Annotated in this window: 29 protein-coding genes; 11 read left to right on the top strand and 18 right to left on the bottom strand. The window is 73.7% G+C overall.

The genetic code is table 11. The features are described 5' to 3' along the window. Positions 1-3: 3 nt before the first annotated feature. Positions 4-780, top strand: coding sequence for an IclR family transcriptional regulator (locus ABFX46_RS28325; RefSeq protein WP_346046741.1), 777 nt, complete (start codon positions 4-6; stop codon positions 778-780). Here the strand turns inward: ABFX46_RS28325 and ABFX46_RS28320 are convergent. After that, the gene (locus ABFX46_RS28320) at positions 777-1508 is read right to left on the bottom strand and encodes a phosphodiesterase (RefSeq protein ID WP_346046739.1); all 732 of its coding nucleotides are present in this window, start codon (positions 1506-1508) and stop codon (positions 777-779) included. The genes ABFX46_RS28325 and ABFX46_RS28320 overlap by 4 nt on opposite strands. 47 nt (positions 1509-1555) lie before the next feature. Here ABFX46_RS28320 and pdxR point away from each other — a divergent pair, with 47 nt between their 5' ends. Next, on the top strand, positions 1556-2944 hold the full coding sequence (pdxR, locus tag ABFX46_RS28315) for a MocR-like pyridoxine biosynthesis transcription factor PdxR (RefSeq protein ID WP_346046737.1): 1389 nt from the start codon (positions 1556-1558) through the stop codon (positions 2942-2944). Between the two features lie 51 nt (positions 2945-2995). On the opposite strand, the gene ABFX46_RS28310 is transcribed toward pdxR, so the two are convergent. From ABFX46_RS28310 to ABFX46_RS28290, 5 genes are all read right to left on the bottom strand, one after another. Further along, the gene (locus ABFX46_RS28310; protein WP_346046735.1) at positions 2996-3568 is read right to left on the bottom strand and encodes a TIGR03086 family metal-binding protein; all 573 of its coding nucleotides are present in this window, start codon (positions 3566-3568) and stop codon (positions 2996-2998) included. Further along, a complete protein-coding gene (locus tag ABFX46_RS28305; protein ID WP_346046733.1) occupies positions 3555-4037 on the bottom strand; it encodes an SRPBCC family protein in 483 nt (160 codons plus the stop codon). Before ABFX46_RS28305 ends, ABFX46_RS28310 begins: the two co-directional genes overlap by 14 nt. After that, on the bottom strand, positions 3970-4365 hold the full coding sequence (locus ABFX46_RS28300; RefSeq protein WP_346046731.1) for an ArsR/SmtB family transcription factor: 396 nt from the start codon (positions 4363-4365) through the stop codon (positions 3970-3972). Before ABFX46_RS28300 ends, ABFX46_RS28305 begins: the two co-directional genes overlap by 68 nt. 103 nt (positions 4366-4468) lie before the next feature. Continuing rightward, positions 4469-5263 (bottom strand): SDR family NAD(P)-dependent oxidoreductase, encoded by a 795-nt coding sequence (locus ABFX46_RS28295; protein ID WP_346046729.1) that lies wholly within the window; start codon positions 5261-5263, stop codon positions 4469-4471. A 28-nt stretch (positions 5264-5291) separates the two neighbouring features. Continuing rightward, positions 5292-5729 carry an ATP-binding protein gene (locus ABFX46_RS28290; RefSeq protein WP_346046728.1) on the bottom strand — a complete coding sequence of 146 codons (438 nt, stop codon included), beginning with the start codon at positions 5727-5729 and terminating at the stop codon, positions 5292-5294. A 184-nt stretch (positions 5730-5913) separates the two neighbouring features. Between ABFX46_RS28290 and ABFX46_RS28285 the strand changes: the two genes are divergently transcribed. The 5 genes from ABFX46_RS28285 (at position 5914) to ABFX46_RS28265 (ending at position 9457) form a co-directional block, all read left to right on the top strand. Beyond that, the gene (locus tag ABFX46_RS28285; RefSeq protein WP_346046726.1) at positions 5914-6768 is read left to right on the top strand and encodes a helix-turn-helix domain-containing protein; all 855 of its coding nucleotides are present in this window, start codon (positions 5914-5916) and stop codon (positions 6766-6768) included. Beyond that, positions 6765-6980: a DUF397 domain-containing protein gene (locus ABFX46_RS28280; RefSeq protein WP_346046724.1), complete on the top strand. Its 216-nt coding sequence runs from the start codon at positions 6765-6767 to the stop codon at positions 6978-6980. Before ABFX46_RS28285 ends, ABFX46_RS28280 begins: the two co-directional genes overlap by 4 nt. Positions 6981-7190: 210 nt before the next feature. Further along, entirely contained in the window at positions 7191-8108 is a 918-nt protein-coding gene (locus ABFX46_RS28275) for an NADP-dependent oxidoreductase (RefSeq protein ID WP_346046723.1), read from the top strand. Positions 8109-8574: 466 nt separating this feature from the next. Then, positions 8575-8988 carry a VOC family protein gene (locus ABFX46_RS28270; protein WP_346046721.1) on the top strand — a complete coding sequence of 138 codons (414 nt, stop codon included), beginning with the start codon at positions 8575-8577 and terminating at the stop codon, positions 8986-8988. Positions 8989-8992: 4 nt separating this feature from the next. Further along, positions 8993-9457, top strand: a complete 465-nt coding sequence (locus tag ABFX46_RS28265) for a nitroreductase family deazaflavin-dependent oxidoreductase (RefSeq protein WP_346046719.1) — start codon at positions 8993-8995, stop codon at positions 9455-9457. 177 nt (positions 9458-9634) lie between these two features. On the opposite strand, the gene ABFX46_RS28260 is transcribed toward ABFX46_RS28265, so the two are convergent. Continuing rightward, positions 9635-10135: a hypothetical protein gene (locus tag ABFX46_RS28260; protein WP_346046717.1), complete on the bottom strand. Its 501-nt coding sequence runs from the start codon at positions 10133-10135 to the stop codon at positions 9635-9637. A 323-nt stretch (positions 10136-10458) separates the two neighbouring features. Here ABFX46_RS28260 and ABFX46_RS28255 point away from each other — a divergent pair, with 323 nt between their 5' ends. After that, complete coding sequence (locus ABFX46_RS28255; RefSeq protein WP_346046715.1) at positions 10459-10830, top strand: VOC family protein; 372 nt, start codon at positions 10459-10461, stop codon at positions 10828-10830. A gap of 55 nt (positions 10831-10885) precedes the next feature. Here the strand turns inward: ABFX46_RS28255 and ABFX46_RS28250 are convergent, their stop codons facing one another. The 5 genes from ABFX46_RS28250 to ABFX46_RS28230 all read right to left on the bottom strand — a co-directional run bounded on the left by ABFX46_RS28250 (position 10886) and on the right by ABFX46_RS28230 (position 15777). Next, positions 10886-12979, bottom strand: a complete 2094-nt coding sequence (locus ABFX46_RS28250; RefSeq protein ID WP_346046713.1) for an MMPL family transporter — start codon at positions 12977-12979, stop codon at positions 10886-10888. A 1-nt stretch (position 12980) separates the two neighbouring features. After that, positions 12981-13193 (bottom strand): hypothetical protein, encoded by a 213-nt coding sequence (locus ABFX46_RS28245; protein ID WP_346046711.1) that lies wholly within the window; start codon positions 13191-13193, stop codon positions 12981-12983. A 90-nt stretch (positions 13194-13283) separates the two neighbouring features. Next, entirely contained in the window at positions 13284-13958 is a 675-nt protein-coding gene (locus tag ABFX46_RS28240; RefSeq protein ID WP_346046709.1) for a response regulator, read from the bottom strand. Then, entirely contained in the window at positions 13955-15082 is a 1128-nt protein-coding gene (locus ABFX46_RS28235; protein WP_346046707.1) for a sensor histidine kinase, read from the bottom strand. Before ABFX46_RS28235 ends, ABFX46_RS28240 begins: the two co-directional genes overlap by 4 nt. 239 nt (positions 15083-15321) lie before the next feature. Further along, on the bottom strand, positions 15322-15777 hold the full coding sequence (locus ABFX46_RS28230; RefSeq protein ID WP_203596262.1) for a MarR family winged helix-turn-helix transcriptional regulator: 456 nt from the start codon (positions 15775-15777) through the stop codon (positions 15322-15324). Between the two features lie 83 nt (positions 15778-15860). Between ABFX46_RS28230 and ABFX46_RS28225 the strand changes: the two genes are divergently transcribed. After that, a complete protein-coding gene (locus ABFX46_RS28225) occupies positions 15861-17462 on the top strand; it encodes an MDR family MFS transporter (RefSeq protein ID WP_346046705.1) in 1602 nt (533 codons plus the stop codon). Here the strand turns inward: ABFX46_RS28225 and ABFX46_RS28220 are convergent. The 4 genes from ABFX46_RS28220 to ABFX46_RS28205 form a co-directional block, all read right to left on the bottom strand. Continuing rightward, positions 17353-18018, bottom strand: a complete 666-nt coding sequence (locus ABFX46_RS28220) for a response regulator transcription factor (protein ID WP_346046703.1) — start codon at positions 18016-18018, stop codon at positions 17353-17355. The two genes, ABFX46_RS28225 and ABFX46_RS28220, sit on opposite strands and share 110 nt — an antisense overlap. A gap of 19 nt (positions 18019-18037) precedes the next feature. Beyond that, positions 18038-18463 (bottom strand): pyridoxamine 5'-phosphate oxidase family protein, encoded by a 426-nt coding sequence (locus ABFX46_RS28215; RefSeq protein WP_346046701.1) that lies wholly within the window; start codon positions 18461-18463, stop codon positions 18038-18040. Further along, positions 18447-19646: a sensor histidine kinase gene (locus ABFX46_RS28210; protein WP_346046699.1), complete on the bottom strand. Its 1200-nt coding sequence runs from the start codon at positions 19644-19646 to the stop codon at positions 18447-18449. Before ABFX46_RS28210 ends, ABFX46_RS28215 begins: the two co-directional genes overlap by 17 nt. A gap of 171 nt (positions 19647-19817) precedes the next feature. Continuing rightward, the gene (locus tag ABFX46_RS28205) at positions 19818-20495 is read right to left on the bottom strand and encodes a DUF2249 domain-containing protein (protein ID WP_346046697.1); all 678 of its coding nucleotides are present in this window, start codon (positions 20493-20495) and stop codon (positions 19818-19820) included. 78 nt (positions 20496-20573) lie between these two features. Here ABFX46_RS28205 and fdxA point away from each other — a divergent pair, with 78 nt between their 5' ends. Further along, positions 20574-20897 (top strand): ferredoxin, encoded by a 324-nt coding sequence (gene fdxA / locus ABFX46_RS28200; protein ID WP_346046695.1) that lies wholly within the window; start codon positions 20574-20576, stop codon positions 20895-20897. A gap of 5 nt (positions 20898-20902) precedes the next feature. Further along, a complete protein-coding gene (locus ABFX46_RS28195) occupies positions 20903-21535 on the top strand; it encodes a helix-turn-helix transcriptional regulator (protein WP_131937459.1) in 633 nt (210 codons plus the stop codon). An 18-nt stretch (positions 21536-21553) separates the two neighbouring features. Here the strand turns inward: ABFX46_RS28195 and ABFX46_RS28190 are convergent, their stop codons facing one another. Both ABFX46_RS28190 and ABFX46_RS28185 read right to left on the bottom strand, forming a co-directional pair. Continuing rightward, positions 21554-21886, bottom strand: a complete 333-nt coding sequence (locus ABFX46_RS28190; RefSeq protein WP_346046693.1) for a cupin domain-containing protein — start codon at positions 21884-21886, stop codon at positions 21554-21556. A 57-nt stretch (positions 21887-21943) separates the two neighbouring features. Then, complete coding sequence (locus ABFX46_RS28185) at positions 21944-23152, bottom strand: L,D-transpeptidase (protein ID WP_346046692.1); 1209 nt, start codon at positions 23150-23152, stop codon at positions 21944-21946. Positions 23153-23157: the final 5 nt, after the last annotated feature.

Raw genomic sequence — 23157 nt, 5'->3', positions numbered from 1 at the left:
AGCGTGACCAACCAGACCGCCGCCCCGCCCTCGGGGGGCACCGAGGTCGCCGGGCGCGTCGCCGACGTGCTGCTGCTGTTCGCCGGCGGGCCCGAGCACCTCGGCGTCACCGCGATCAGCCGCGAGCTCGGCATCTCCAAGGCCGTCGTGTACCGGATCCTGCAGTCGCTGGTGTCGCGGGAGATGCTGGAGGCGGGCACGTCCGGCTACCGGCTCGGCCCGGCCGCCGTCGCGCTCGGCGTCAGCGCGCTGCGCCGGTTCAACGTCCGCAGCGCCGCCGCGCCCGTGCTGCGGCGGCTGCGGGACGAGACCGGCGAGACGACGACGCTGTCCGGGCTGGCCGGCGACGAGCGGGTCTACCTCGACCAGTTCGAGAGCCCCCGCGAGGTGAAGATGACGGTCGAGGTCGGGCGGCGGTTCCCGCTGCACGCGGGCTCGTCCGGGCGCGTCATTCTGGCGTTCCTGCCCGAGGCGCGGCGCGAGGCCCTGCTCGCCCGCCCGCTCGCGGCGCTCACCGACCGGACCGTCGTCGACGAGGCGGCGCTCCGCGACCGGCTCGCCGAGACCGCCCGGGACGGCGTCGCCGTGTCGTTCGGCGAGCGGCAGGCCGACGCGGGCTCGGTCGCCGCGCCGCTGTTCGGCCCGGACGGCGAGGTGCACGGCTCGATCAGCGTCTGCGGCCCCGGGCACCGCTTCACCCCCGAGGCGGTCGACCGGTACCGGGCGCTCGTCCGCGACGCGGCGGAGGAGATCACCCGCACCTGGACGACGCACCGCTAGACCGTGCGGTAGTGCGTGGTCAGGCGGCCCTCGTCGTCCAGGAGGTGGAACGCCACGCCGGGCGGCGCGTCGTAGTCGGCCACGTCGCCTCCCTGCCAGGGGAAGACCAGCGTGGAGACGACGCCGGGGGAGACGAGCAGGGGCCGCCCGGCGAAGGTCGTGGCCGCCGCCGTGTGGTTGTGCCCGCACAGCACGGCCACGACCTGCGGATGCCTCTCGATGACCGCGGCCAGGCGGTCCGCGCCGAACTGGCGGATCTCGTCCACGTACGGGATGCCCTGCGGCACGGGCGGGTGGTGGAAGCAGACGAACGCCGGCGCGTCGGGGTCGCCGGCGAGCTGCCGGTCGAGCCAGGCGAGCGTGTCGTCGTCCAGGAACCCGTGGTCCTCACCGGGGACGGTCGAATCGCACATCGCGAACGCCGCGCCCGCGATCCTGTGGAGGCGGTTGACCGGGCCGTCGATGGGCGGCTCGTCCAGCAGGCCCTCCCGGTAGGGGCCGCGCACGTCGTGGTTGCCGGGGCAGAGCAGGACCGGGTGCGGCGACCCCAGCAGCAGCTTGCGGGCCTGCGCGTACTCGGCGGGATCGCCGTGGTCGGCGATGTCCCCGGTGACGAGGACGGCGTCGAGCGGCAGCGCGTTGAGATGCTCCATGACCCGGACCATGCGGTCGGCCCTGAGTTCGCTCTGGTCGAGGTGGGTGTCGCTGAGCTGCGCGAAGACAATCATGACCGCGAATCTAGGCCGGGACCGGACCAGGATTAAGATCCGGTTCCGTGCCGAAAGACTGGTCCGGTTACGTCGATCTGCAGCTGGACGTCGACACGGCCGGCGGCCGCAGGGCGGGTCTGGAGCACGCGCTGCGCACCGCGATCGCGGCGGGGCGCCTGGCGCCCGGTGCCGCCGTGCCCTCGACGCGGGCGCTCGCCGCGGAACTCGGCTTCTCGCGCGGGACCGTGACCGCCGCCTACGACCAGCTGATCGCCGAGGGCCACCTCGTCACCGTCCCCGGCTCCGGGACGCGCGTCGCACCGACCGCCGCCCCCCGCGTGCCGGCGGCCGGGCCGGAGGTTTCCCGCAGCCCCGCTGAACCGGTGCACGACCTGCGGCCGGGGCGGTCCGACCTGGGGATGTTCCCGTCGGCGGCGTGGCTGCGCTCGACCCGCCGCGTCCTGGCGTCCGCGCCGCCCGAGGCGCACGCGCTCGGCGACCCGCGCGGGCGCCCCGAGCTGCGGGAGGCGCTCGCCGGCTATCTCGGGCGGGCGCGGGGCGTCCACGCCGACCCCGCGCGGATGGTCGTCACGTCCGGGTACGCGCAGTCCCTCGGCCTGCTCGCCTCCGTGCTGCCGGGGCCGTTCGCGATGGAGGAGCCGGGGCACTTCTACCACCGCGCCATCGTCGGCCGCGCCGGGCTCGGCACCGTCCCGCTGCCGGTGGACGACCTGGGCGCCCGCCCCGACGCGCTCGGCGGTGCGGGCGCCGCCGTGCTGACCCCGGCGCACCAGTACCCGTCCGGCGCGACCCTCCACCCGGAGCGGCGCCGCGCGTTCACCGCCTGGGCGCACGAGACCGGCGCGGTCATCGTCGAGGACGACTACGACGGCGAGTTCCGCTACGACCGGCAGCCCGTCGGCGCCCTCCAGGGGACCGCCCCGGAGCACGTCGTCTACGGGGGTACGACGTCCAAGACCCTGGCGCCGGCGCTGCGCCTGGGCTGGCTGGTCCTTCCCGCGCGCCTGGTCGAGCCCGTCACCGAGGCCAAACGGCTCGCCGACGCCCATACGCAGTCGCTGGCGCAGCTCGTCCTCGCCGACCTCATCGAGAGCCACGCCTTCGACCGGCACGTCCGCGCCTCGCGGCTCCGGTACCGGCGCCGCCGCGACCTCCTGGTCGAGACGCTGCGCGCCCGCGTCCCGCAGGTGCGGGTGCGGGGCATCGCCGCCGGCCTGCACGTGCTGGTCCTGCTCCCGCCCGAAGGCCCGGACGAGGACGAGGTCATGAGGCGCGCCGCGTCCGCCCGCCTCGCCCTCATGCCGCTGCGCGACCACTGGCAGGACCCGGCCGGACGCCCGCAGGGCCTCATCATCGGGTACAGCACCCCGCTCGCCGCCGCCTACCGCCCGGCCGTCGACGCGCTGTGCACCGTCCTCCGAACGCCGACCTGAGCTTTTCGTCGCAGCGCCCAGGGGCCCCATCGCCCGGTGCTCGGCCGACCCTCAGCGCGCCGACCAGAACGGGTCCCGGCCGATGAAGCCGAGCATCCTCGTCTGGACGTCCGCGCCGGCGGGCACCTCGACGCGGGGCCCGTACTGGCCGGACGAGCGGAGCACCTCCTCGATCTCCTCCATCCCGGCGAGGAGCCGGGCGCAGAAGTCGGCGTCGAGGCGGTCGTCCTGGCCGGTGGCCCGGGCGAGGTCCCAGGTGTGCATGAACACGTCGGCCGTGTAGAACTGGTCGATCGCCGCCGCCAGCGGCAGGGTGCCGATGTGCGGGTTCGCCAGCTTGCGGTCCGCGGTCGCGGGATCGTCCAGCACCGCTTGGACGGCGTCGCGGTGGACCTGCCACGCGGCCACCGGATCGTCGTCCGCGGACGGCCCGCGGCGGAGCTCGATGCCGGCGCCGGACGCCAGGAACGCCGGGAACCACTCGGTCAGGTGGCGCACGACGTCGCGGGCGGCCCAGCCGTCGACCGGGGACGGCGCGTCCCACGACGCGGTGCCGCGGACCCGGTCGGTGAACAGCCCGGCGACCTGCCGGTGCCGCTCGGCCGGAAGCTCAGACAGCGCCATCCGCGATCATCCTCTCCAGCTTGGCGTACCCCTCGTTGACCCCGGTCTCCATGCCGCTGCGCAGCCACGCGTCGCGGTCTTCGAAGCTGTCCACCAGCGACTGAGCGCGCAGCCGCGTGCGGCCGCCGCCCAGGTCCTCGAACGACAGCGTCTCCAGCGCGACGCTGTCGGGCGCGCCCTCGTAGGTGAAGGTCTGCACGATGCGGTCCGGCCGCACCTCGTGGAAGCAGCCGTGGAACCGGTGCTCGGTGCCGCCGCTCACCGAGACGTACCGCCAGCTGCCGCCGGTGCGCGCGTCCCAGTGCTCGATCCGGGTGGTGATGGCGTCCGGGCCGACCCACCGGGCGAACAGCTCCGGGTCGGTGTGGGCGCGCAGCAGCTGCTCGGGCGTCGCCGCGAAGTCACGGGTCATCACGATGACCGGCACCTTCGGGTCGGCCTCGATCACCGTCTCCTTGATCCTGTCCATGCTCGTCCTCCTCCATTCGCGCCAGGACGGCGTCGAGGCGGCGGTAGCGCTCCTCGGCGCGGCGCCGGTGGCGCTCGATCCAGGTGTCCATCAGGTCGAAGGCGCGGGCCTCCAGGCGCACCGTCCGGGGCTGCGGCCCCGGCGGCCGGCTGACGAGCCCGGCGTCCTCGAGTACCCGCAGGTGCTTGTAGACGGCCTGCAGCGACATCCGGTACGGCTCGGCCAGCCGGCCCGCGGTCGCGTCGCCCTCCGCGAGCCGGGCCACCATGTCGCGCCGGGTCGGGTCCGCCAGTGCGGCGAAGACCCGCGACAGGTCGTCCGCGGTCATGCTCCCTACTTTCAACTTCGAGGTTGAAAGAGAGCCTAGGCGTGCCCGGCGGGTGTGTCAACCGCCGGGTTTAAAGCCCAGGTAGATCGGAGTTCTCGCCGTCTCAGGGCAGGATCGCGTCGACGTACCCGCCGTCCACCCGCAGCGCGCCGCCCGTCGTGGCGGACGCGTGCTCGGAACTGAGGTAGACGACCATGTTCGCGATCTCCTCCGGCTCGATCAGCCGCTGGAGCAGCGAGTTGGGGCGGTGCTCGGCCATGAAGCGGCGCTGCGCCTCGTCCCAGGGGAGTTCCGCGTCGACGAGGCCCGCGACGAAGTCCTCGACGCCGCCGGTGTGCGTGGGGCCCGCGATCACCGTGTTGACCGTGACGCCCGTCCCGGCGGCCGCCTTGGCGTACCCCCGCGACACGGCGAGCAGCGCGGTCTTCGACACGCCGTAGTGCACCATCTCCTCGGGGATCACCACGGCCGAGTCGCTGGCGATGAACTGCACCCGCCCCCAGCCCCGGTCGATCATGCCGGGCAGGTACAGGCGGGCGAGGCGCACCCCGGACAGGACGTTGACCTCGAAGTACCGCCGCCACTCGGCGTCGTCGATCTCCAGGACCGGACGCGCCTCGAAGATGCCGAGGTTGTTGACCAGGATGTCGACGTCCGGCACCGCGGCCGCGAGCGCCTCCGCCCCCTCGGCGGTGGCGACGTCCGCGGCGACGCCCTTGAGCGAGGCGCCCGGCAGTTCGTTCCGCAGGGCCCGCAGCGCCTCCTCGACGCCGCCGGCCGAGCGGCCGTTGATCACTGTGGTGGCGCCGGACCGCGCCAGCCCCGCGGCGATGGCACGGCCGATGCCCTGGGTGGAGCCGCTCACGAAGGCGGTACGTCCGGTGAGATCGATGCGCATGAGACGGATCTTCCCACTCGCGCGCCGGTCAGCCGCGAGGGGCCCGGACGGCCGGGAAGTCGGCCCACACGGTGGTGCGCGCCCCGCTGGCGCGGTGCCCCCACCGCTCCGCGAGCGCGGCGACGATGTGCAGCCCGCGCCCGCTCTCGCCGTCCGCCGCGTCCCGCATGACCGGCCGCGCCCCGCCGGCCCCGTCGTCGGTGACCTCGGCCCGCAGCACCCCGTCTCCCGCCCACAGCGCGATGTCGATCTTCCCGCCCCGCCCGGACGCGGTGTGCCTGATGCCGTTCCCGGCGAACTCGTCCACGACGAGCGCCATGTCGTCCAGCAGTTCGTCGCCGGGCGCCACATGCTCCGGGACGAGCGTGTCCCGCAGAAAAAGCCGGGCATGCCGGACGGATCGTGCCACACCGGGCAATGTCAGGACGGCCAGCAGCCGCAGTTCTCCCGCCTCACGGGTGCTCATCGTGATTCCTCCTCCGAATGTCACCCGCACAGGCTGATCGCACTCCGTCACCGCATCAACACATTCCCGCGAGGTAAGAGGCATCCGTCGCGGGCCCGTCGAAAAGCTGAAGTATTGAAGTCCGGGTGTATCGAAGTTCGCGGATTCTGACCCGCTTCATCACACACGGTGACACGATGAGTGCATGACGTCAGACGACCGGTCGTCGTATCGGCGCCGCAAGATCGGCCAGGCGCTCCGCCGGTACCGCGAAGAACGCAACCTGACGCAGGACGCGGCGGCCCGCCTGGTCGAGCGCTCGCCGGCCACCCTCAGCGCCTACGAGAACGGCCACCGCGCCGTCCGCCCCCGCGACCTGGGCCAGATCCTCGACCACTACGGCATCACCGACGCCCGCGAACGCGCCCGCCTCCTCGACCTCGCCGCCCAGGGCCGCAAGGACGGCTGGTGGCTCGACTACCAGGAGCGGACGGACCCGTTCATCGTGGATTACGCCTCCCTGGAAGGAGACTCCTCCCGTATCCGCGCATACGAGGCGCAGGTGATACCGGGGCTCCTTCAGACGAAGGCGTATACGCAGGCTGTCTTCTCAGCCTATGCCCCGGTCATGGAAGGACCGATTCAGGCGGGAGCGCTCGAATTCCGGGCCGCGAGGCAACGCATCCTTGCGAACTCCGGGCGCCCCGTGACGTGGGTGATCAGCGAGTCCGTTCTCCGGACGCCGATCGGCGGCCCAAGGGTCATGGAAGAGCAGTTCACCAAGATGCTGGACGTGACCAGGGCGGCGCACCTGGATCTACGGGTCCTGCCCACCGCCGTCGGTGGCCACCCCGGACTGGACGGAGCATTCTCAATCCTGGACCTCGGCTCGGAAGAGCCCATGAAAGTCGTCGCCGTCCACAGCCTCGTGCGCAGCTGGTTCATCGATGACTCCGCAGACGTCTCCTACTACGAGCAGGTCCATGATGCGTTGGCCGCTCTCGCCCTTTCGAAAGGGGACTCGCGAGCACTCCTCGAACGGATAGCGTGCGAGCTATGAACATGCCGCAAGTTGCGAGTGTGCAATGGCGCAAGAGCAGCTACAGCACCACGCACGGAACTGACTGTGTAGAAGTGGCGCCGCTGGTGGGGGACAGCAGGATCCTTGCGAGGGACTCGAAGAATCCGGCAGGGGCAGTGCTGAGCTTCGCGCCGGCGTCGTGGGACGCCTTTCTGGACGAGGCCAAGCGCGGCGCGTTCGACCTCGCCTGACGCGCCGGGCGCTGCGCAGGCGGTCGGGGACGTGGGCTGGAGTCCCGGGACGCGCTGGGGGAGGTGTTCCCCGAGGTCGAGCGGCCGCGCCGCCGGTTCCGCAAGGTCCGGCGAACCGATCACTGAAACATGTCGGGTTTCGCTGGAGTGGGGAACACAGAGTCGCAGACCCGCGCGGAGACCGGCGGGCATGAGGGTACGGGGGCGGAAATGAAGGCGATAGTCGCGACTGACCAGGGCGCGGAAGCGGCCGGGATCGAGTTGGCGGAGCGGCCTGAGCCGACGCCGGCGATCAACGACGTCATTGTTGAGGTCCATGCGTCAGGGTTCGTCCCGGCGGAGTGGGAGTGGCCATCGACGTGGGTCGATCGCTCCGGGCACGATCGAGTGCCGGCGATCATCGGCCACGAGTTCGCCGGAGTGGTCGCCTCCCTCGGCTACGGGACGACGGGGCTCTCGCCGGGCAGGCGGGTGTTCGGGATCACGGACTGGCACCGCGATGGAACCCTCGCCGAGTACGCGGCCGTGGAGGCGCGCAACCTGGCACCGCTGCCCGGGGCCGTCGACTTCACGGTGGGTGCGAGCTTGCCGATCTCCGGCCTGACCGCATGGCAGGGCCTGTTGCAGCACGGTCGCCTTCAGGCGGGGCAGAGCGTCCTCGCGCACGGCGCCGCCGGCGCGGTCGGATCCATGGTGACGCAGCTCGCGCGGGAGTTCGGCGCCTACGTCATCGGTACCGGGCGGGCGGCGGACCGCCAGGCGGCGCTCGACTTCGGCGCGAACGAGTTCCTCGCCCTCGACGGCGATGACATCGAAGACATCGGAGGGGTCGACGTCGTCTTCGATGTCATCGGCGGTGACGTCCAGAGGCGCTCGGCGGCCGTCGTCCGGCCCGGCGGGACGCTGGTGTCGGTGGTCGGGCCTGTGGAGACCCGCCCTGCCGACGGTCTCGCCGTCGACTTCGTCGTCGAGTCCGTTCCGAGCCAGCTGGTGGAGATCGTCGAACGGGTACGGGACGGGCGGCTCCGCACGCACATCGGAACCGTCGCGACCCTCGATGACGCCGTCCCCGCGCTCAACCCGGCCCAGCGTCGCAAGGGCAAGACCGTCATTCGCGTACGCCCCTGAGTTCGCCGGCGGCGAGCCCCTCCGCCTCCGCGATCAGCCCCCGCGGCATGTCGATCGCGACGGCCAGGTAGAGCGCGTCCTTGGTGGGGGAGCGGCGGTGGACGGTGCCGGGGCCGACGCCCGCGCGCGGGCGATCGCGTCGAGGGGAACGGCGAAGCCCTCGCTCGCGAAGAGCCGCTGGGCCGTCCGCAGCACGCGCTCACGGTTGCGGCGCGCGTCGGCGCGCAGCCCGCGGTCGTTCCCGCGTGCCGGCGGCGGCTGATGAGGCTGGCCGGACATTCCGGCCGCTCAGCCTCCCGAGCAGAGGAGACCGCGCCGAGGGGCGCCGGCGAGGGGTTCCCGGCCTCGGGCAGTCCCGAGGACGTGGTCGGGTGATGTGCGGGCCGTGCGTCCCTGGGGAAAAGGTGGCCGAACCGGTCAGGAATCAAGAAGCGCCGCCCAGTGCGCCGCGCCTAGCGTGATGGGCATGGAACTCACGATTCACACGGCCTTTCTCCCGCACACCGATCCGGAGGCGTCGCTGGCCTTCTACCGCGACACGCTCGGGTTCGAGGTCCGCAACGACGTCGGCAAGGGCACGATGCGCTGGATCACCGTCGGCCCCGCCGGGCAGCCCGGCACGTCCATCGTGCTGACCCCGCCGGCCGCCGACCCCGGCATCACCGACGACGAGCGCCGCACCATCGCCGAGATGATGGCCAAGGGCACCTACGGCATCATCGTCCTGGCGACCCCCGACCTCGACGACGTGTTCAAGCGGCTGCAGGGCGGCGGCGCCGAGGTCGTCCAGGAGCCGACCGAGCAGCCGTACGGCATCCGCGACTGCGCGTTCCGCGATCCGGCGGGCAACATGATCCGCGTCAACGAGTTCCGGGGGTAGTCCGATGGCACAGGACGGGCAGAAGAGCGGGCGGAGGCCCGGGACGCCGGGCGCGTTCTCGCGGTGGATGCAGCACCGGATGAACGCCCGCATGAACCGCAAGGTCCGCAACGGGCGGGGCACGTTCATGGGCATGGACGTGCTGATCCTCAACACGGTCGGCTGCCGGAGCGGGCAGCCGCGCGAGACGCCCGTGGCGTGGTTCCCCGACCAGGACGACTCGCGGCTGATCATCGCCTCGGGCGGCGGCACCCGCAACCCGGACTGGTTCGACAACCTGATGGCCCACCCCGACCGGGCGACGATCGAGCTGCCCGGCGAGGGGGCCGTGCCGGTGACGCCGCAGCGGCTCGACGGCCCCGAGCGCGAAGAGGCGTGGCAGCGGATCGCCGAGGCGCAGCCCCGCATCGCCAAGTACCAGAGCAAGTCCGAGCGGCAGTACCCGGTCATCCGCCTCACCCGGCGGTGACCGCCGGGCTTCAGAGCGGGAGCGCGAGCGTGCCCACGGGGCCCGTGCCCCCGGTTCCGCGAGTGCCTTCGGCCCCTCGGCCGACCCGTAGCGCGCCGGCTGGCCGGGGCCGAGCACCCCGGTCGACAGGAGCCCGGCCATCTCGCCCACGACCTCGCCGAACACCTGCGGCGCGGCCTATCTCCAGGGCGGGTACGGGGGTATGGGCGGCGGGACGGCCCAGGGCGGAGGCTCGACGCCCTCGATGACCAGCGCCGGGTTGTGCACGCGGAGGCGGTACACCAGGTCACCGAAGTCCTTGCCGCCGCGCCCGGAGACATGCTTGAAGGACCACCTGGAGCGCGGTTCGGGCACGTACTTGACGGTCTGCCAGACCTGGACCTTCCCGCCGTCCCACTGGAGCACCGCGAACCCGAACCCGAGGCGCGCCCTTCGCGGAAGGGTGACCGCGACGATGCGGCTCGCATGGACGTCGACATGCTGCCCGAACCCGGTGATCAGCAGCCGGCCGCCGTCCGTCAGCACGACCCGCCGTCCCGGCACGGACATGACGAGCGTGCCGGTGAGGGCCGCGGCCAGATTCAGCCAGAACGGCGGCATCCCCGCGTCCAGAGCAGGCGAGGCAAGCGTGACCAGCGCCCCGATCACCAGAAGCAGGAAGAGGATCGCGACCCCCACAGGCGGCGAAGCCTCATAGCAAAGCGAGGAGCCGGCCACCTCATCCGACCGCCGTGAGCCGCGCATATCCGCAGGGTGAACCAGAACCGGCTCGACATCAATCCCCATCCGGTGCCGTCCCGGGTGCCGGTGCCTAGCATGGAGTGATGAATTTCCCGGCACCGGCACTGGGTGCAAATCGCATCGGGGGCTGGTGCCGTCGACGGCGGAACGGCTCGCAGGTCTGGCCACGCTCCTGGACGTCCCGCCGGGCGGGTGCGGCATGTCCGCGATGAGGCCCCACGGAACGTCCCGCGAGGCGGGGCATGGAGGAGAGAACGGGAATGGCCTGTCGGATCAGTGAACTGGTCGTTGACTGCCGGGATCCGGAGGCGCTTGCGGCGTTCTGGTGCGAGGTCTTGGGGTTCAAGGTGCTCGACCGCGACGGGGAGGCGGTCGAGATCGGGCCGCCGGAAGGGGGCGGCGGGCTCCAGCCGACGCTCGTGTTCGACCGCACCGACGAGCCGAAAGCCGGCAAGCTGCGGCTGCATTTCGACGTCAACGCGACCGACCGCGACCAGGACGCCGAGCTCGAGCGGCTGCTGGCCGCGGGGGCGCGGCACGCGGACGTCGGGCAGACGGGCGAGGAGAGCTGGGTCGTCCTGCAGGACCCGGAGGGCAACGAGTTCTGCCTCCTCCGCTCCCGCCTGGCCTGAGCGCGACTTCGGCGAGCGGGCGGCCGGGGCCGGGTGGACCGGCCCCGGCCACCGGTCACGGGTGTTCCAGGGCGACCTTCGGGAGCCGTCTGGCCAGGGGCGCGGGGAGCCACCAGGCGTGCCTGCCGAGGAGCTGCATGACGGCCGGGACGATCAGGCAGCGGATGATCACCGCGTCCAGCAGGACGGCCACGGCGAGGCCCAGGCCGAACTGCTGGAGCATCCGGTCCGGGCTCAGGATGAACGCCGCGAACACGACGATCATGATGGCGGCGGCGGCCGTGATGACCTTGCCGGTCGCGGCGAGGCCCTCGCGGACGGCGTGGGACGGGTCCCGCGTGCGCTCCCATTCCTCGTGGATGCGGGAGACCAGGAAGACCTCGTAGTCCATGGAGAGCCCGAACACGATCGCGAAGATCATCACGGGGATGAACGCCTCGATGGGGCCGCTCTGCGCGCCGAACCGGCCGTCCTGGAACACCAGGGTGATCGCGCCGAGGGCGGCGGAGATCGACAGCAGGTTCAGCAGCGCGGCCTTGACCGGGATCAGCACCGACCGGAACACCACCATCAGCAGCAGGGCCGACAGTCCCACGACGACGGCGACGAACAGCGGCATGCGCGCCGACACGGCGTCCGAGAAGTCCTGGGTCGCCGCGGTCGGGCCGCCGACCAGGTAGTCGACGCCGGTCCGGGCCGACAGCGACGGGAGCACCTCGTCGCGCAGCTCGTGGACGAGGGCGGTGGTCGCCTCGTCCTGCGGCGCCGTGGCCGGGTAGGCGATCACGGCGGAGACCGCGCCGTCCTCGGACGGGATCGGGGGAGTCGCGGCGGCGATGCCCTTCGTCCGGGTCAGGGCCGACTGGAGCGGGCCGGCGTCGCCCTTCGCGACGATGACGAGCGGGCCGTTGAAGCCGGGACCGAACCCCTCGGCGAGCAGGTCGTACGCCTGGCGGCTGGTGCTGGACGGCGCGTCGTTGCCGGCGTCCGCGAAGCCCAGGCGCATGTGGAGCGCGGGCGCCGACAGCGCGAGCAGCGCGACGACGGCCGCCAGCAGCGCCGCGACGGGACGGCGCTGGACGGCCGACGCCAGCCGGTGCCAGCGGCTCTCGCCGGGCCGCGCCTTCGCCGCCCGCCTGCGGACCTGGCGCTCGATGCGCCCGCCGAACACGCCGAGCAGCGCGGGCAGCAGGGTCAGCGACGCCGCCATCGTGACCAGCACCGTCAGGGCCACGGCCAGCGCGACGCCCTGCAGCGAGCCGAGCCCGAGCGCGATGAGGCCGAGCAGGGCGATGATGACGGTGCAGCCGGCGAAGAAGACGGTGCGTCCGGCGGCGTCCAGCGCGCGGCGGGTCGCGGCGGCCGGGCCGGCGCCGTCGCGGAGCTCCTGCCGGTACCGGTAGAAGATCAGCAGCGCGTAGTCGACGCCGACGCCGAGCCCGATCAGCATCATGATCGGCGGGGTGAAGTCGGCGACGGTGAAGACGTGCGAGGCGAGCGCGATCAGGCCGACCGCGCCGCCGACCGCGAACAGGGCGGTGACGAGGGGGAGCGCGGCGGCGACGAGGGAGCCGAACAGCAGGACGAGGACGACCAGGGCCGCGAGCATCCCCGCGCCCTCGGCCGCGCCGCCCCCGCCCTCCTCGGCGCCGCGCACCGGGTCGCCGCCGAGTTCGATGCGCAGCCCGTCCCCGGCGGCGCCCCGGGCGGTCTCGATGATCTCGGTGACCTGCTCCTTGGGGACGTCCTCGGCCGTGCCGTCCAGGGTGACGGTCGCGTAGCCGATGGTCCCGGGCTTGGAGACCGACAGCTCGCCGACGCCGGTCACGCCGGGCAGGCCGCGGACCCGGTCGAGCATCCGCCCGATGTCGTCGCGGTCGCCGGCCAGTCCGTGCTCGTCCGCGGCGACGATCTGGACGGTGGCGCCCGCCTGGCGGGAGCCGTGCTCGGTCATCAGGTCGGCGGCGGCCTGCGACTCGGTCCCGGGCAGCGAGAAGTCGTTGTGGTAGGCGCTGCCGGCGGCCTGCGAGCCGACGGTGATCGCGGCGACGACCGCGACCCACAGGACGAGCGCGGCCCAGCGGCGGCGCTGCGACCAGGTGGCCAGGCGGCCGAACCGGCCGGCGGGCGGGGCGGGTGGAGTGGGCACGTCAACCTCGGTTCGTGAAGCGGGCGCCGATCGCGGCGCCGGCGGCGGCGGTCAGGATCGGCACGGCGATGAACGCGGCGAGCAGCACGGGGGTGCCGTCGACGTCGAGCGTCCGGTCGATCACGAAGGTGAAGAACGCGCCCACCGTCTCGGTCAGCAGGAAGCCCGCGGCCCCGCCGACGGCGAACCCGATGAAGGCGCCGGAAAGGTTCATGCCTCCAGCGTCGGGACGCGGCATGCCGCCCGGCATCGGCCCGCGGTCGGCATCCGGGCCGCCCCGGAAGTTGCGGGCGGGGCCCGCCGGCTACAGCCCCGGTCGCATCCAGCGGGGGTTGACCATGCCCGACTCGTAGGCCAGGACGACCAGCTGGGCGCGGTCGCGGACGCCCGCCTTCGCCATGACGCGGCTCACGTGCGACTTCACGGTGGCCGGGCTCAGCACCAGCCGGGCGGCGATCTCGTCGTTGCTCTGCCCGGCGGCGACGAGGAGCATGACCTCGCGTTCCCGCTCGGTCAGGGACTTCAGCCGGGGCCCGGGGGTGGGCACGTCGACGCGTCCGGCGAACTCGCCGATGAGCCGCCGGGTGACCGACGGGGTGATCAGCGCGTCGCCGCGCGCCGCGACCCGCACGGCGTGGATCAGCTCGGCCGGCTCGGTGTCCTTCAGCAGGAAGCCGGTCGCGCCGGCGCGCAGCGCGCCGTAGACGTACTCGTCCAGGTCGAAGGTGGTGAGGATGACGACCCGGACGCCGTCCAGGCGCGGGTCGGCGGTGATGCGCCGGGCGGCCTCCAGGCCGTCCATCCGGGGCATCCGCACGTCGAGCAGCGCCACGTCGGGACGCAGCTCGCGGCAGGCGGCCACGGCCTGCTCGCCGTCGGCGGCCTCGCCGGTGACCGTGATGTCGTCCTCGTCGTCGAGGATGGAGCGGAACCCGGCCCGGACCAGGCCCTGGTCGTCGGCCAGCAGCACCTCGATCATCGGCCGGACGCCCCGTCCCGGTACGGCAGCCGCGCCCGGACGAGGAAGCCGCCGTCCGGCCCGGGCCCGGCGGTCAGCTCCCCGCCGAGCGCGCGGGCCCGCTGCCGCATGCCCCTTACGCCGTGGCCGGGCGCGCCCGCGCCCTGCCCGGGGCCGTTGTCGGCCACCTCGATGCGCAGCTCGCCCGGCCCGTCCTCGACGCTGACGGTGACCTGCGCGGCGGGCGCGTGCCGCGACACGTTGGTCAGCGACTCCTGGACGATCCGGTAGGCGGCGAGCCCGACCTCGGTCGGCGGGTCCGCCGCGCGGGCGACGCGGCCGTGCACCGTCAGCCCCGCCGCCCGCGCGGACCCGATCAGCTCGCCGATCCCGTCCAGGCCGGGCGCGGGCGCGGTCGGCGCCTCCTCGCCGGCCCGCCGCAGGATCCCGAGCGTCGCGCGCAGGTCGCGCAGCGCGTCCCGGCTCGACTCCTTGATCGCCGCGAGGGCCGCCTCGCCCTGCGCCGGGTCCCGGTGGAAGCGGTGCAGCGACGTCCCCGCCTGGACGTTGATGAGCGACAGGTGGTGGCCGACGACGTCGTGCAGCTCGCGGGCGATGCGCAGCCGCTCCTCGCCGGCGGCGCGGTGCTCGGCCTCCCGCAGGTAGGCGAGGCGGCCGTGCCAGACCCCGCCCAGCGCGACCACGGCCACCACCCAGCCGGTCAGCATGAACAGGGCGACCGCGTTGACGTCGCCGTTCCCGGCCAGCGTCCCGGCGCCCGTCCCGATCAGGGTGAGGGCGCCGAGGACGACGGCCGCCTGGAGCCGCCCGCGCGCCGCGACCATGGACAGCGCGACGATGTGCGCGATCATCAGGCCGCCGTCGTTGACGCTGACGACGTAGTAGGCGCCGGTGGCCGCGAGGCTGAGGGCCGCGACGGCGACCGGGAACCGGCGGGAGAAGTACAGCGCCCCGCAGGTGAGGACGATCAGCGCCCAGCCGGCGGCCTTCCGCGCCGGCGGCTCCTCGGCCGCGCCGATGAACGAGTTCAGGCTGCTGACGGCCACCACCAGCAGGACGCCGCCGGCCAGCGCCGCGTCCCGGAACCGGCCGTGCGGTACCCCGAGACCGCGGTGGACACCCATGCGGCCAGCCTAGACGGACGCCCCGCCCCGCACCGTCCGCCGCGCGTCCCGGCCTGGCGCCCCCGACCTGCAACTCCGGGTGTATCCGGACGCCCTCCGCCTGCAACCACGGGATGACGCGCGCCGGGCCCCGAGCCCCGGACGGGAGGCCGCGCGCACTCCCGGCGGGCGCGGGACGGGGCCGCGACCACGGCGTGCGGTATGGCCGCGAAGGTGCCGGAGAGCGGCAGGGCCGTGCGTCAGCCCTCGTAGGTGTGGACGAAGCGGGCGAGGAGACGGGCGAACTCGGCGCGCTCGGCGGGGGTCCAGTCGCCCATGGCCTTGGCGAAGTGCTCCTGGCGGGTGCGCCGGGTGGCCTCGACGACGCGGCGGCCGGCGTCGGTGAGTTCGAGGTGGATGCGGCGGCCGTCCTCCTGGGACGCGACCCGCCGGACGTAGCCGGACTTGACCGCCTCGGCGACGATCCGGCTGCCGCGCGAGGCGTCCACGCCGAGGCGGGCGGCGACCAGGCCGACGCTCATCTCCTCGCCGGGGCGGTCGGGGCCCTCGTCGACCACGTCCACGACGTGCAGGACCTGCACGTCCACGGGGAGGTTGTGGTCCCGGATCGCGGCCTTGCCGAGCCGCTGCCGGGACATGCCGCGGCGCAGCCGGACCATGCTCCGCTCGACCGAGTCGAGTGCCTCCTCGCCCATGGCGCCCAGTCTAGTTGCCTTGCGCATCTCATATGCATGCTCTTAGCATTTAGCTGTCTAAGGCATATGAATGTGAGGTGCACATGGTTGCGACCGTTCCGATGGGCCGCCGCGCGCGGCTCTGGGCGTTCGGCGGGCTGATGCTGGCCGGGCTCATGTCCTCGCTGGACGCGACGGTGCTCGGCACCGCGCTGCCCGCGATCGTCGGGGACCTCGGCGGCCTCGACCGCATCGCCTGGGTGTCGACCGCGTACGTGCTGGCCACCAGCGTCACCGTCCCGCTGTCGGGCCGCCTCGGCGACCTGTTCGGCCGCCGGCCGGTCCTGCTGACCGGGCTGATCGGGTTCCTCGCCGGGTCGGCGGCGTGCGGCGCGGCGCCGGGCATGGACTGGCTGATCGCGTTCCGGGTGGTGCAGGGCGCCGCCGCCGGCTGCCTGATGAGCTCGATGTTCGCGGTCACCGGCGACCTGTTCGAGCCCCGCGAGCGCGCGAAGTACCAGGGGTACTCCGCGCTGATCTTCGCGGTGTCCAGCATCGCCGGGCCGCTGGTCGGCGGGTTCCTCACCGACCACGCGTCCTGGCGGTGGGTGTTCTACGCCAACATGCCGCTCGGCATCGCGGCCACCGCGGCGACCCTGCTGTTCCTGCGCCTGCCGGAGCCGGCGGGACGGCCCCGGATCGACTACCCCGGCATCGTCCTGCTCGGCGCGGCGGTCACCTGCTTCACGCTGCTCACCAGCTGGGCCGGGACGCGCTACGCGTGGGGCTCGCCGGTCGTCCTCGCGCTCGCGGCGGGCGCGGCGGTCCTGTTCGCGGTGTGGGTGCTCGCCGAGCGGAGGGCCGCCGAACCCGTCATCCCGCCGGCGCTGTTCCTCGACCGGTCGTTCGGCGTCGCCTGCGTCGTCGCGGCCGCCGGTGGCGCCACCGGCTTCGGCCTCGCGACGTACCTGCCGATGTTCTTCCAGGTCGTCGGGGGAGTGGACGCCACCAGGTCCGGCCTGCTCCTGCTGCCGATGATGCTCGCCCTGCTCGCCGCCTCCATGGGCGCGGGACGCCGCATCCACCGCACCGGCCGCTACCACCGGCTCCCGGCCGCGAGCATGGCGGTCAGCCTGGCCGGCATCGCGCTGCTGGCGACGATGGACGCCGGCACGAGCCTGCTCACCGCCGGGTGCTACATGGCGGTCCTCGGGTTCGGCGCGGGGCTGTCCCAGCAGGTCGTGGTGCTGATCGCGCAGAACGCCGCGCCGCAGCGCGACCTGGGCGCCGCGAGCTCCGGGGTGTTCGCGACCCGGATGCTCGGCACCGCCGCCGGGATGGCCGTCTTCGGCGCGATCATGACGAACCGGTTCGCCGAGGAGGTCGTCCGGCGCGTCCCGGACGGGCGGGCGCCCGCGTTCGCCGACGCCGTCCGCCCGGAGGTCCTCGCCACCCTGCCCGGACCCGTCCGGGACGGCGTCGCCGCCGCCTTCGCGGACGCGTTCTCCGGCGTGTTCACCGCCGCGCTGCCGGTGCTGCTGCTCGGCCTCGCGGCGGCGCTGCTGCTCCGGGACGTCCCGCTGGCGCCCCGGGCCGCTAGTCGTCGAGGGCGGCGTCGTGGACGAGCAGCGCGATCTGCACCCGGTTGTTCAGGTCCAGCTTCGCCAGCAGGCGCGACACGTACGCCTTCACGGTGGCGACGCTGAGCGACAGCTCGCGGCCGATCTCGCCGTTGGTCCGGCCGCGGCCGACGAGGGCGGCGACGGCGCGCTCCCCGTCGCTCAGCCGGGCCAGCAGCTCGCGGGCGCGGTCGCGGCGCGGGTCGGCGCCGCTCTCGGCCACGTAGGCCATCATCCTGCGCAGCACCGCCGGTGACATCATCGGCTCGCCCGCCGCGACCTGCCGGATCGCGCGGATGATCTCCGGCGGCGGGGTGTGCTTCAGCAGGAAGCCGCTCGCGCCCGCCCGCATCGCCCGCAGGATGTGGTCGTCGGTGTCGAACGTCGTCAGGACGATGACCTCGGGCGGGTCGCGGCGGGCGCGCAGCAGCTCGGTGGCCGCGAGCCCGTCCAGCCGGGGCATCCGGATGTCCATCAGGACGACGTCCGGGCCGTGCCGGTTGACGGCCGAGACCACCTCGGCGCCGTCGGCCACGTCCGCGACCACCTCCAGGTCGCCGGCGTTCGCCAGCATCATCGACAGGCCGGCGCGGACGAGCGCGTCGTCGTCCACGATCAGCACCCGGACGGGAGGTGAGTCCATCCCGCCACCCTACGGCCGGTCAGGGCCGGCGCAGGCGGCGGCCGCTGACCTCGTGCGCCGCCAGCCGGAACCACTCGTCGCGGTTGTCGCCCGGCCACGGCTCGACCTGGGCGGCCTTCGCGATCTCCTCGTCCGACAGCGGGTGCACCCCGCCGCGCAGCAGCACGCTCCACCCCATGCGGTCGGCCTCGTCGAACCGGTCCACCTGGAACGCCGCCCGGACCTCCCCGCCGACCACCGACGTCAGCAGGCTGCGGTTCATCCGGCCGGACGACGACGTCCGGAAGATCACGGCGTCGCCGTCCAGGGCGTAGTTCACCGGGATGACCGTGGGCCCCTCCCCGTCGTCGAACGCGACCCGGCCGACACTGCCGCCGGAGATCAGGCGCAGGCACTCGGCGCGGTCGAGTTCTTCGAGGTGGGGCCGGTCAGAGGAGTTCGCCATGCACCTCACCCTTCCCGCCGCTCCCGGCGGCATGCGCGGCGCCGAGCGGCAGCCGGGCGCGCAGCCGGAAGCGCCCCCCGGCGGTGCGGCCGTGCTCCAGGGTCCCGCCGACCAGCGCGACCCGCTCGGCGAGCCCGACGAGCCCGGAGCCGGAGCCGGGCAGCGGCGCGGCGGGCGGGCCGGGCGGCAGCCGGTTGACGATCTCGATGTCCAGGTCGTCCCCCGCGCGGACGGCGACCCGCACGTCCGCGCCGGGCGCGTGCTTGCGCGCGTTCGTCAGCCCCTCCTGGACGATCCGGTACGCGTGCCGGCCGACGCGGGCCGGGATGCGGCCGGGGTCGGGGACGTCCTCCTCCAGCGTGATCCGCCCGCCGGCCCGCCGCGACTCCCGGACCAGCGCAGGCACGTCCGCGAGCGTGGGCTGCGGGCGCTCCGGGTCGGTGCCCGGCGCGTCGGCCCGCAGCACGCCGATCACCTCGCGCAGGTCCTCCATGGCCTCGTAGGCGCTCTGCCGGATGATCCCGGCGGCCTCGCGCTGGTCGGCGGGCGCGTCCGGGCGGAACTCCAGCGCGCCCGCGTGCACGGTCAGCAGTGAGATCCGGTGCGCGAGGACGTCGTGCATCTCCCGCGCGATCCGCTCGCGCTCCAGCAGCCGCGCCTCCTCGACCCGCAGCCGCTGCTCGGTCTCGGCGGCGCGGGCCCGCTCCCGCAGCGACGCGATGAGCTGCCGCTGCGACCGGACGAGCATGCCCGTCGTGATCAGCACCGCGTAGAGCAGCGCGAAGACGACGGTGCCCTCGCGGAAGTCCGGCTCGGCCGACAGCACCCAGAACAGCGCGATGATCAGCGCCAGGCTCGCCCCGGCGACCGGCACCGCGATCCGCCAGGGGCGCAGCATCGCCAGCGAGTACATCGCGATCGCGGCCGTGCCGAGCGCCGACGTCGCCGCCCACTGCGCGAAGATCATCACCACCGCGAGGCCCACCGGGTACCGGCGCCGGAACAGCAGGAGGAGGACGCAGGTGATCCCGCCGATCATCATGTCCCGGGGGATCGAGATCGTCTCGCCGGCGGGCAGGTCCTCCACGGTCCCCTGGAGCAGCACCCAGCCGAGCAGCAGCGCGGCGCCGGTGGCGCCGAGGTCGCCGAGCCATTCGCGCCGAGATCGCCGGAAGAGGTCCACGCGTCCAACGGTAGCCGCGCCGTCCGCCCGGGCCAGTGGCCGCAGGTATCGGAGCCGTCGACTTTGGTCGGCATGCCGGAGGACCTTCAGCGGCGGCCTGGCAGGTGCCGGAACGCCGGCGCGCCGACGGCGACGGCGGGCCGGCCGCTCCCGCGGCCCGACTCGGGGGAGTCAGGCGGGGCGGCCGATGCGCAGGCGCCAGACCTCCGGGCCGGTCTCCTCGTACTCCCAGGTGAACGCGCCGGGGTGGGCGGCCTCGAACTCGCGCCGCAGGTGCTTCGGGTCGTGGTTGTTGACCAGCGCGAACGACTCGCCGGGCGCCAGCCGGGAGAACCGTGCGAAGATGCGCGGGTGCTTCTGCCCGCGCGGGATCTCGCGCACGTCGATGACGTCGGGACGCTCCAGGCGCCCGCCGTCCAGCAGCGTCTGCAGGTCGGCGACCAGCAGGCCGAGGTCGGCGCCGGGCAGCTCGGCGAGGGCCGGCAGCAGGACGGTCTCCTCCACGGCGAGGTGGACGGCGAGCACCGACCCGATGTTGCGGGCGAACGCGGCCGGGTCGCCGGACGGGTCGAGCACGCCGATGCGCCGCTCGATCTCGGCGGCGGTGGTGCGCATCGCCCGGATGAGCAGCCGGGTCTCGGGGGCGCCCGCCGCCGGGGCGTAGAGTGCCTCGTCGGCGGCGGCGAGGTGACGGCGCAGCTCGCCGGCGCAGAACCCGGCCACGATGCCGGGCTCGTGGTCGGCCAGTGAGGCCAGCCGGTTGCGCAGCCGGTCGTGGATGTGGCGGACGACGGCCGCGGCCCGGACGGCGGGGTCGGTCTCGGTCGCCTGGATGAAGACGTCTGGCATGGTCACCCCTTCCTGTCCCTGTTCAATTATTATTACATGTGACACTGTTAGAAACATGGCCGGCCAGGAGGAGCGCCCGTGACCTACGTGATCGCCGAGCCCTGCGTCGACGTCAAGGACCTCGCCTGCGTCGACGAGTGCCCGGTCGACTGCATCTACGAGGGCCCCCGCGCCCTCTACATCCACCCGGACGAGTGCGTCGACTGCGGCGCCTGCGAGCCGGTGTGCCCCGTCGAGGCGATCTACTTCGAGGACGACCTGCCGGAGCGCTGGACCGCCTACACCAAGGCGAACGCTGAGTTCTTCGACGACCTCGGCTCGCCGGGCGGGGCGTCCAAGCTGGGCGCGCAGGACCGCGACCATCCGCTGATCGCGGCCCAGCCGCCGGCGGGGGAGGGATGAGCGGCATGTCCACCGAACGTTCCCGCCGCCAGGAGGTCCTCGACATCCTGCGCGACGCCGGCGGCCCGCTCGGCGTCGCCGAGGTCGCCGAGCGGCTCGGCGTGCACGCCAACACCGCCCGGTTCCACCTGGACGCCCTGACCGCCGAGGGCACCGTCGAGCGGACGGCCGAGCGGCCGACCGGCCCCGGCCGCCCCCGCACCGTCTACACCCCGCGCCCCGGCATGGACCGCGGCGGCGCCCGCGGCTACCGGCTGCTCGCGCAGATCCTGCTCAGCCGGCTGGCCTCGGAGGGGCCCACCGCCCGCGAGAGCGCCGCGCAGGCGGGCCGCGAGTGGGGCCGCTTCCTCGTCGACCGGCCGCCGCCGTTCCAGCGGCTGACCGGCGCGGAGGCGACCGACCGGCTCACCGCCCTGCTCGACGACCTGGACTTCGCCCCCCGGCCCGACGGCGACCTCATCCGGCTGCGGCACTGCCCGTTCCTGGAGCTCGCCGAGGAGTACGGGCCGCTGGTGTGCGACGTCCACCTCGGCCTCATGCAGGGCGCGCTGAAGGAGCTGGACGCCCCGGTAGAGGCCGACCGGCTGGAGCCGTTCGCCGAACCCGGCGCCTGCCACGCGCACCTGCGGCACGACTGACCTCCCCGGCCGCGCGGCTCAGCCGACCTTGGCGACGGTGAGCAGGACCGCCGCGTCCTCCAGCGCCTCCAGGCTGTGCCGCGCGTCGGGGACGATCAGCAGGTCGCCCGACACCCCGTCCCAGTGGTGCTCCCCGGCCACCAGCCGGACCCGGCCGTGCAGGACGTGGATGGTCGCCTCGCCGGGGTTCTCGTGCTCCGACAGCGACGTGCCCGCCGTCAGCGCCACGAGCGTCTGGCGCAGGACGTGCTCATGCCCGCCGTAGACGGTGTCGGCGCTGCGCCCCGTCGAGCCGGCCGCCGCGCGCTTCAGATGGTCCCGTACCAGTGCGTCCAAGGAGAGCTTCTGCATGGCTCCCAGTCTGCCCTTGATCGCGCGCCGCACACGGCCCGGGGCGCGCGAGCCGGGTCACGTCAGCGGCAGTCCCGTCACCGGCTCGCCGGTGGCGCTGCCCGCCAGCCAGCCCTCCCACGACTTCGCCCACGGCGTCGGGCCGTTGCCGAACTGAAGCTCGCGCGACGTCCCGGTCACCTTCACGATGTCGCCCCGGTTGGTGAAGTCGAAGAACCACTTGGCGTCCGACGGGGAGGCGTTCACGCACCCGTGGCTGACGTTGTCGTTGCCCTGCGCGTCGGTCGACCACGGCGCCGAGTGGACGAACGTCCCGCTGTAGGTGAGGCGGACGTTCCACTTGGTCGGGATCCGGTACTCGCCGGGGTCGCCGGTGGTCGCGGAGTCCATGATGATGTCCTTCGCCTTCTCCTGGGCGATCATGGTTCCGCTGTAGCTGTCGTGGCCGGGCTTGCCGAGGCTGACCTTCATCGTCCGCACGGTCCTGCCGCCGTCGGTCACCGTCGCCCGGTGCCTCTTGGCGTCGATCGTGGTGATGTGCCGCGGGCCCACGGTGAAGCTCGCGCTGCGGTCCTTCGTCCCGTAGACGCCCTCGCCGACCTTCAGCCCCGCCAGGTGCGCGATGACCTTCACCTTCTGACCGGACGGCCAGTAGTCGCGGGGCCGGAAGTCGACCTCCTTGTCGCTGATCCAGTACCAGGCGCCCTCGACCGGCTTGGACATGCGGACCTCGAGGGCCTTCTCGACCGCGATCTTCCCGGCCTTGGTGCTCACCGGCCGGGACAGCAGCAGCTGCACCGGCATGCCCACGCCGACGGTCTCGCCGTCCAGCGGCGACATGCCGGACGTCAGCTTCTTCGCCGGCTTCAGCGTCGTGAACGTGGAGGTCGCGGTGACCTCCTTGCCGCCCTCGCCGGTGCCCTTCGCGGTGACCGTGTACGTCGTCGACGGACGCAGCGTCCACGACGACTTCCACGACTTCCCGTCGGCCGCCAGCGTGCCCGCCGCCTCGGCGTTCCTCGTGCCGTAGGTGAGGGTCACGCTGGTCAGCCTGCCGTTGTCGGCGGTGACGGTGACCGGCTTGTCGGGCGCCGCCTGCCGCGTCCCGGTGGCCGGCGTGATCGCCAGCTTCACCGCGTCCGCGGCCTTGGCGCCGCCGTCCCCGCCCTTGCCGCCGCCGTCGCCGCCGGACGAGCAGCCCGCGGCGGCGATGAGCACCGCCCCCGCGAGCGCCGCGCCCGCCGTCCCGGTCCGACCCTTGAGCACTGGAG

Origin of the sequence: Actinomadura chokoriensis (assembly GCF_039529475.1) — a bacterium.
GTDB classification, from domain to species: Bacteria; Actinomycetota; Actinomycetes; order Streptosporangiales; family Streptosporangiaceae; genus Spirillospora; species Spirillospora bangladeshensis.
This window is presented reverse-complemented; position numbering and strand designations above follow the sequence as displayed.

Excerpts from the sequence above, each read along its gene's own strand:
- ABFX46_RS28320 (WP_346046739.1), bottom strand. The coding sequence starts at position 1,508 with ATGATTGTCTTCGCGCAGCTCAGCGACACCCACCTCGACCAGAGCGAA.
- ABFX46_RS28310 (WP_346046735.1), bottom strand. The coding sequence starts at position 3,568 with ATGGCGCTGTCTGAGCTTCCGGCCGAGCGGCACCGGCAGGTCGCCGGG.
- ABFX46_RS28305 (WP_346046733.1), bottom strand. The coding sequence starts at position 4,037 with ATGGACAGGATCAAGGAGACGGTGATCGAGGCCGACCCGAAGGTGCCG.
- ABFX46_RS28300 (WP_346046731.1), bottom strand. The coding sequence starts at position 4,365 with ATGACCGCGGACGACCTGTCGCGGGTCTTCGCCGCACTGGCGGACCCG.
- ABFX46_RS28295 (WP_346046729.1), bottom strand. The coding sequence starts at position 5,263 with ATGCGCATCGATCTCACCGGACGTACCGCCTTCGTGAGCGGCTCCACC.
- ABFX46_RS28290 (WP_346046728.1), bottom strand. The coding sequence starts at position 5,729 with ATGAGCACCCGTGAGGCGGGAGAACTGCGGCTGCTGGCCGTCCTGACA.
- ABFX46_RS28285 (WP_346046726.1), top strand. The coding sequence starts at position 5,914 with ATGACGTCAGACGACCGGTCGTCGTATCGGCGCCGCAAGATCGGCCAG.
- ABFX46_RS28280 (WP_346046724.1), top strand. The coding sequence starts at position 6,765 with ATGAACATGCCGCAAGTTGCGAGTGTGCAATGGCGCAAGAGCAGCTAC.
- ABFX46_RS28275 (WP_346046723.1), top strand. The coding sequence starts at position 7,191 with ATGAAGGCGATAGTCGCGACTGACCAGGGCGCGGAAGCGGCCGGGATC.
- ABFX46_RS28270 (WP_346046721.1), top strand. The coding sequence starts at position 8,575 with ATGGAACTCACGATTCACACGGCCTTTCTCCCGCACACCGATCCGGAG.
- ABFX46_RS28265 (WP_346046719.1), top strand. The coding sequence starts at position 8,993 with ATGGCACAGGACGGGCAGAAGAGCGGGCGGAGGCCCGGGACGCCGGGC.
- ABFX46_RS28255 (WP_346046715.1), top strand. The coding sequence starts at position 10,459 with ATGGCCTGTCGGATCAGTGAACTGGTCGTTGACTGCCGGGATCCGGAG.
- ABFX46_RS28245 (WP_346046711.1), bottom strand. The coding sequence starts at position 13,193 with ATGAACCTTTCCGGCGCCTTCATCGGGTTCGCCGTCGGCGGGGCCGCG.
- ABFX46_RS28240 (WP_346046709.1), bottom strand. The coding sequence starts at position 13,958 with ATGATCGAGGTGCTGCTGGCCGACGACCAGGGCCTGGTCCGGGCCGGG.
- ABFX46_RS28235 (WP_346046707.1), bottom strand. The coding sequence starts at position 15,082 with ATGGGTGTCCACCGCGGTCTCGGGGTACCGCACGGCCGGTTCCGGGAC.
- ABFX46_RS28230 (WP_203596262.1), bottom strand. The coding sequence starts at position 15,777 with ATGGGCGAGGAGGCACTCGACTCGGTCGAGCGGAGCATGGTCCGGCTG.
- ABFX46_RS28225 (WP_346046705.1), top strand. The coding sequence starts at position 15,861 with ATGGTTGCGACCGTTCCGATGGGCCGCCGCGCGCGGCTCTGGGCGTTC.
- ABFX46_RS28220 (WP_346046703.1), bottom strand. The coding sequence starts at position 18,018 with ATGGACTCACCTCCCGTCCGGGTGCTGATCGTGGACGACGACGCGCTC.
- ABFX46_RS28215 (WP_346046701.1), bottom strand. The coding sequence starts at position 18,463 with ATGGCGAACTCCTCTGACCGGCCCCACCTCGAAGAACTCGACCGCGCC.
- ABFX46_RS28205 (WP_346046697.1), bottom strand. The coding sequence starts at position 20,495 with ATGCCAGACGTCTTCATCCAGGCGACCGAGACCGACCCCGCCGTCCGG.
- ABFX46_RS28195 (WP_131937459.1), top strand. The coding sequence starts at position 20,903 with ATGTCCACCGAACGTTCCCGCCGCCAGGAGGTCCTCGACATCCTGCGC.
- ABFX46_RS28190 (WP_346046693.1), bottom strand. The coding sequence starts at position 21,886 with ATGCAGAAGCTCTCCTTGGACGCACTGGTACGGGACCATCTGAAGCGC.